The organism is Micromonospora sp. AMSO31t (assembly GCF_008868175.1).
GTDB lineage: Bacteria > Actinomycetota > Actinomycetes > Mycobacteriales > Micromonosporaceae > Micromonospora.
This window is the reverse complement of the sequence record NZ_WBKT01000065.1, coordinates 23,685-29,821: the sequence shown is the minus strand read 5'-3', so window position 1 is coordinate 29,821 and position 6,137 is coordinate 23,685. Positions and strand designations below refer to the sequence as shown.

General features: G+C 73.7%; 6 protein-coding genes. 5 read left to right on the top strand and 1 reads right to left on the bottom strand.

Annotated features, from left to right (window positions below; genetic code table 11):
* Nucleotides 1-117: 117 nt before the first annotated feature.
* Nucleotides 118-753: a hypothetical protein gene (locus F8274_RS16495; RefSeq protein WP_151463279.1), complete on the bottom strand. Its 636-nt coding sequence runs from the start codon at nucleotides 751-753 to the stop codon at nucleotides 118-120.
* A gap of 1,369 nt (nucleotides 754-2,122) precedes the next feature.
* Here F8274_RS16495 and F8274_RS16490 point away from each other — a divergent pair.
* From F8274_RS16490 to F8274_RS16470, 5 genes are all read left to right on the top strand, one after another.
* A complete protein-coding gene (locus F8274_RS16490) occupies nucleotides 2,123-2,689 on the top strand; it encodes a sigma-70 family RNA polymerase sigma factor (protein ID WP_151463278.1) in 567 nt (188 codons plus the stop codon).
* 72 nt (nucleotides 2,690-2,761) lie between these two features.
* A complete protein-coding gene (locus F8274_RS16485; protein ID WP_151463277.1) occupies nucleotides 2,762-3,517 on the top strand; it encodes a zf-HC2 domain-containing protein in 756 nt (251 codons plus the stop codon).
* A 96-nt stretch (nucleotides 3,518-3,613) separates the two neighbouring features.
* The gene (locus F8274_RS16480) at nucleotides 3,614-4,207 is read left to right on the top strand and encodes a copper chaperone PCu(A)C (protein ID WP_151463276.1); all 594 of its coding nucleotides are present in this window, start codon (nucleotides 3,614-3,616) and stop codon (nucleotides 4,205-4,207) included.
* The gene (locus tag F8274_RS16475; protein WP_151463275.1) at nucleotides 4,204-5,430 is read left to right on the top strand and encodes a Dyp-type peroxidase; all 1,227 of its coding nucleotides are present in this window, start codon (nucleotides 4,204-4,206) and stop codon (nucleotides 5,428-5,430) included. Before F8274_RS16480 ends, F8274_RS16475 begins: the two co-directional genes overlap by 4 nt.
* 27 nt (nucleotides 5,431-5,457) lie before the next feature.
* Nucleotides 5,458-6,015, top strand: coding sequence for a copper resistance CopC family protein (locus F8274_RS16470; RefSeq protein ID WP_151463274.1), 558 nt, complete (start codon nucleotides 5,458-5,460; stop codon nucleotides 6,013-6,015).
* Nucleotides 6,016-6,137 lie beyond the last annotated feature (122 nt).

The window sequence follows — 6,137 nt, the reverse complement described above, 5'->3', positions numbered from 1 at the left end:
TGCCGGTGCCATCGGGCGGATGAGCCGGCCGGGCCGCCCGGCTCATCCGCCCGATGGCACCGGCAAGGACGCCCGCCGTTCCCGGCGGTCGCCCGGGGCCGTTGACCGGCGGGCGCCTCAGGCGGGTCGGGGATCCGGCCGACTCGACCGGTTCGCGAGTGCGGCTCGGTGACCACCGCCGTACCCCAGCACCCGCAGCTCCGGTTCCCAGGCACGAGCGGAGCCCTCGGCGGGGATGCCGGGTGCCCCGGCGCCGGCACCGGCGCCGGCTGTGGTGGCCGGCGTGCCGGGCGCGGCGGGGCTAGGGGGTGGCTCGCCGGGAGCAGGGTCGCCGGGCGGCGCCACCCGCACCTCGGCGGGCAGGGACGACACCTCGTCTCGACCTGCGAACCAGGACGCCGGTCGAGACGACGCTGCCTTCGCCGGGCGCACGACGGCCGGCGTGGCGGGGCGGGTGACCACTGCGGGCGTGCCCGCCGTCGGCGTGTCACCAGCTGGCGCGGGGGCGTGGGCGATCGGACCATCGGGAGGAGTGGACGGCGCAGCGGGTGGCCCGAGGATCGGCGCGGTCAGGTCGAGGATCGGGGCCAGGACGGGCGGCAACAGGTCGGCGATCGGCTCGGTCACGGGCTGGACGATGCCGGCGATCGGCTCGGTCACGGGCCGGGCGATGTCGGCGACCGGCTCCAGCAGCCGTGCCGACGCGACCTTCTCCACGACGGGAGACGCCAGGTCCACGACCGGTCTGGTCACCGGGGTGATCATCTCGGCGGCAGTCGTCCGCTTCACCGGGATCGCCGTGTCGGTTGCCGGACGCTCCGGTCGGTCGTCCCTCGTCGACCGGCCCGGGTCCGCGGGTGCCGGACCGCCCTCGCTGTCAACTCCACCGCTCCTGGCCGGCGGCGACGTCGGCAGGCGCAGCGGGGCGATCACGGACTCCTCGACGAGCGCCCGGGCATCGTGCAGCAGGTCCCCCAGGACGCCGGGCCGAGCCGGCTCCGCCGCGTGAGCCGCGTCAGGTGCGACGGCGTCGTGCAGGGACCACGCGCCGACGAAGCAGCCGCACAGGAGTACGCCCCGCAGCGTCCACCGAGCCAGTCGGCCTGGACACCGCGTCAACGGGCACCTCCGCAGCACTCTTGCTCACGTCGATGCCTGTGATTGTGCCCGGAGTGACCGGTCGGACACCGCCAACACACCGGGGCGATGCTGACCAGAGAGACAGGAGACGCGCATCCGGGGCCGTCGGAAGGTCAACGCGGGTCACGCCCGGCCGACGCGGGCACCCCGCCGGTCGCTAGACTGGCGACTCGCGCCCTCGTAGCTCAGGGGATAGAGCATCGGTTTCCTAAGACGATGCTCTATCTATACCCGGAGGCTCATTACCTGCGGGTTTCTATTCTGTTTTCATATTAGTGGGTCGCACACGCGCGTTGCTGTGCTCGCTTGCTGAAGATCAGCAGAACGGACGTAAGTCCTGCTCAGGCCGTGTTTCGGTTGGTCCGGCACGTCCTTGGTGGGATCTCGCGAAGTTGCCGCGCTGCGTCAGTTGACGGTGCCGCGAGAGCTTGGGCCAGCAGCGTGGCGAGTTTGGCTGCGCGTGCCGGGTGGTGATGGCCGACCCAGAGAACTCGTCCGATTAGGTGGGCGAAGGCAGGGTGGTCGGTCCGGTTCTGCCCGGCGAGGCCGGTGCGGGCGGCGCGTGCAGGATGGCGCGCAACTGGTCGTACTCTTCGCGGGGTGCGACGGGCCGTTGAAGACGGGTCCGGCGAGGAGTTGCCGGTCCGCCCGACCACGGACGCGGGTCTTGCCCGGGTGGGTTCGGAAGCCCTCATCCCGCGGACGATGGCGTGACGGTGGCGATCAGGTCGCGGAGACGACGTGTGGTGAGGTCGCCGGAGAAACGCCGTGCAGGGCGCGGCCCGCGCGGTGCACGTGCCGGCAGTATGGCGAACCCCTAGCCTTCTGATCCGTGGCCGCCGGTGTGGGCCGGATTGATCCGCTCCGGCTTGCCGGTCGTATGAGTGGTCGGCGGCGGTGGTCGTTGCCGTACGCTTCCGGTCAGCTACTACTACAGGCCGTCGTGATGGTTGTCAGGGCGGGTGACACGGAGGTGTCGAGGGTGACGGACGACGCGCAGGTCACCGCGTGGGCGCTCGCGGGGGGTCGGGGTGACCGCGACGCGGCCGGCGCGTTCGTCCGGGCGACGCAGCAGCAGGTGCGGCGGTTCCTGGCCGCGCTGGCCTCGCCCGGAGAGGCCGACGATCTGGCGCAGGAGACCTATCTGCGGGCGATGCGGTCGCTGCCGTCGTTCGCCGGGCGGTCCTCGGCACGGACCTGGTTGCTCGCCATCGCCCGTCGCGTCGCGGTGGACAACGTGCGCGCGGCGACGTCGCGTCCCCGGACGGTGCCGCTGTCGGATTCCGACGATCTGACCGACGCGCACCGAAGTGGCTTCGAGCGCCAAGGCGCGTTGGAGCAGGTGATCGCGGCACTGCCGGCGGACCGGCGGGAGGCCTTCGTGGCCACCCAGTTGCTCGGGCTGTCCTACGCCGAGGCCGCGGTGGTGTGCGGCTGCCCGGTCGGCACGATCCGCTCCCGGGTCGCCCGAGCCCGCGAGGACCTGGTCGCCGCCATCGAGGGGCAGCCGGCCGCGCGGCGGCGCCGCCCGGGCGACGCGGCGGGCTGACCGCCCATGTGACCTGCCTCGTCACCTTCAACCTGCGGGAACCAACACCGTCGTACGGGCGACTACCGGTACATGGGGTGTGGGCAGTGGCGTGAGGTGATGTCGACGCAGCTCGACGGCGAGGAGGATCCCGTCGAGTGGGCGGCGGCGCAGGAGCACCTGGTCGGGTGCGGGGATTGCCGGGTCTGGTACGACCAGGCCTCCGCGGTGACCCGCCGCGCCCGGCTGACCCTGACCGGCGACGGCCCTGACCTGACCGACGTGGCGTTGGCGGCGCTGCCCACCCCGACCCGCCGGCGTCGTCTGCGGCGGCACCTGACGGTGGGCTTGCGGGCCGGGCTGGGCGTGATCGGCGCGCTTCAGCTGGTGCTGGGCCTCGTCCAGGTCGGCTGGGGACCGGCCGGCGAGCACGAGCATGCCGCTGGTGGGGTGCTGGCGTCGGGACATCTGTGGCACGAGTCGGCGGCCTGGAACGTCGCGGTCGGCGCGGGATTCCTGTTCGTGGCGGCGCAGCGCACCGCGCCGACCGGCTTGCTGCCGATGCTGTCGGCGTTCGTGGCAACCCTGGTGCTGCTGTCGGCCAACGACCTGGCCACCAGCCGGGTGGATACCACCCGGCTGGTCAGTCACGCCTTCGTGCTGGCCGGCTACGCCATCGTCGTGGCCATGTCCCGCACCCACCCGGGCCCCGACCATCCCGCCGGCCGCGGCCGCCCTCGGCAGAGCCGCTGGCGGATCACCGAACACGACGGCCCCGCACCCGGCCTGCGGCTGCTGCCCCCACCGCATCCCGGGTCGGCCCAGCACCGCCACGACACGGCCGCCTGACCGGCCGCCCGGTGACCGCGCTCGCCCCACCGCCGGGAACCCGCTGCCCCTGCCCATTCGACCAACCCTGCGACACCGACCTTGAGGGGACCTTTCATGCCCAGCGCCATCACTGCCCGGCTTCTGCGCCCGGCGGCCCTGCTCAGCGCCGCGGTCATCGCGACGTCCGTCGCCGGCTGCGGCTCGGCGGATGAGCCGTCGGCGGCCGCGCCGAAGCCGTCGACGTCCGCGTCGGCCACCGCCGGGGTGCTCGGCATCCGCGACCCGTGGGTCAAGGCCGCCGACAAGGGCATGACCGCGGCGTTCGGCACCCTCGTGAACGACGGCGGCGCCGACGCGACGATCACCGCTGCGTCCACCGACGTGTCGCCGGTGGAGTTGCACGAGATGACCATGAAGGACGGGAAGATGGTCATGCAGCCCAAGCAGGGCGGCATCGTGATCAAGGCGCACTCCAGCACGGTGCTGCAGCCCGGCGGCGAGCACCTGATGCTGATGGACCTCAAGCGGCCGGTGCGGGCCGGCGACGAGCTCACCGTCACGCTCACCTTCGCCGACGGGAAGACGCAGACGTTCACGGCGGTGGCGAAGCCGTTCACCGGCGCGCAGGAGACCTACGCCCCCGGCCACGGGGAGCCCATGGCGGGGACGTCCGCCACCCCGGGGGTGAGCATGAGCCCGGCATCATGACCGGCGGCCCCGCACGGCCGGTGAGCAGGCGCGGCCTGCTCACCGGTGGTGCTCTCGCCACCGGAGCCGTGCTCGCCGCCGGCGGCGCGGCCGTCACCGCCGCCCGGTCCGAGGACCCGGCGAATCCCGTCGACGCGGTCACGGCGGCGCGGGTCGGCGTCGCGGTCGAGCCGTTCCACGGGCCACGGCAGGCCGGTGTCGCCACCGACCCGCAGGCACACGCCGCGTTCATCGCCCTCACCCTCACGCCGGGCACCGGCCGGGCGGCGCTGGGCCGGATGCTGCGGCTGCTGTCCGACGACGCCGCCCGCCTCGCCCAGGGCCGACCGGCGCTGGCGGACACCGAACCCGAACTCGGGCTGCTGCCGGCCCGGCTGACGGTGACCTTCGGCTTCGGCCCCGGCCTGTACCGGGCCGCCGGCCTCGACGGCCACCGGCCGCCGTCGGTGGCCGACCTCCCGTCCTTCCGGGTCGACCGGTTACAGCCGCGTTGGTCCGGCGGGGACCTGTTGTTGCAGATCTGCGCCGACGACCCGCTCACCGTCGCCCACGCCCAGCGGGTGCTGATCAAGGACAGCCGCCCGTTCGCCACGGTGCGGTGGGTGCAGCAGGGCTTCCGCCGGGCCGCGGGCACCGAACCGGGCCGCACCCAACGCAACCTGTTCGGGCAGCTCGACGGCACCGCCAACCCCGCACCCGGCGCCGCCCTCGACGCCGCAGTGTGGGCGCCCGACGGGCCGGACTGGCTAAGGGACAGCACCACCCTGGTGGTTCGGCGGATCAGCATGAACCTGGAGACCTGGGACCTGCTCGGCCGCACCGATCGGGAACTCGCCGTCGGCCGGCGCCTGGACACGGGCGCCCCGCTCACCGGCGCCGCCGAACACGACGAACCCGACTTCGCCGCCACCGGACCCGACGGACTCACCGTCATCCCGGACTTCTCGCACCTCACCCGCGCCCGCGTCACCGACGACCGGTTGAAGATCCTGCGCCGCCCCTACAACTACGACGGCATCCCCACCCCAGAGGGGCACGCCGACAGCGGGCTGATCTTCACCTCCTACCAGGCCGACATCACCCGCCAGTTCCTGCCGATCCAGCGGCGGCTGGCCGAACGGGACCTGCTCAACGAGTGGACCACGCCGATCGGGTCCGCCGTGTTCGCAATCCCACCGGGCTGCCCTGACGGCGGCTGGATCGGCCAGCAACTACTCGGCTAACCGCCACAACCGGAGGGTCCGCCCGCCATGCCACCGCACCGCCGCCCTGCCCTCGCCGTGACCGTCGCCACCATGGTGGCCACGCTCGGGATGCTGCTCGTCCCGGCCGCCCCGGCCGCCGCGCACAACAGCCTCCGCGCGGCCAGCCCGGCGGCGGACGCCCGGCTCACCGCGCCACCAGCCCGGGTGACCCTCGAGTTCCTCCAGACAGTCGACCCGGCGTTCACCACCATCGTGCTCAGCGACGCCCAACGCCGGAAGGTGCCCACCGGCGACGCCGCGATCGCCGCCGCGACGGTCACCGTGCCGATCACCGGCACACTGCCCAACGGCGCGTACACCGTCGCCTACCGCGTCGTGTCGGCCGACGGCCATCCGGTCCAGGGTTCATACGGGTTCACCGTCGCCGATCCGGCCAACCCGGCGGCACCGGCCGCCGCGCCGCCGGCCGCGAGCCCAGCCGCCCCCACTGCCGGCCCCACCGGCGCGACCCGCTTGACGCCGCTGGTCGTCGCCGGGGGCGCGCTGGCTGCGTTCACCGTCGCCGCCGTGGCGCTGGTCCGTCGCCGGCGTCGGCGGGAATGACAGCCGTAGCAGATCGCCTGCGCCGCCCGGCCGATCGCCCCGCACACTTCTGATCCGAGGTCGTCCCAGTGCCACATGTCGAGAACGCCCAGCGCCACGCCGGCAGCACCCGTAGCGGCGCC

Excerpts from the sequence above, each read along its gene's own strand:
- F8274_RS16485 (WP_151463277.1), top strand. The coding sequence starts at position 2,762 with ATGGGGTGTGGGCAGTGGCGTGAGGTGATGTCGACGCAGCTCGACGGC.
- F8274_RS16480 (WP_151463276.1), top strand. The coding sequence starts at position 3,614 with ATGCCCAGCGCCATCACTGCCCGGCTTCTGCGCCCGGCGGCCCTGCTC.
- F8274_RS16475 (WP_151463275.1), top strand. The coding sequence starts at position 4,204 with ATGACCGGCGGCCCCGCACGGCCGGTGAGCAGGCGCGGCCTGCTCACC.
- F8274_RS16470 (WP_151463274.1), top strand. The coding sequence starts at position 5,458 with ATGCCACCGCACCGCCGCCCTGCCCTCGCCGTGACCGTCGCCACCATG.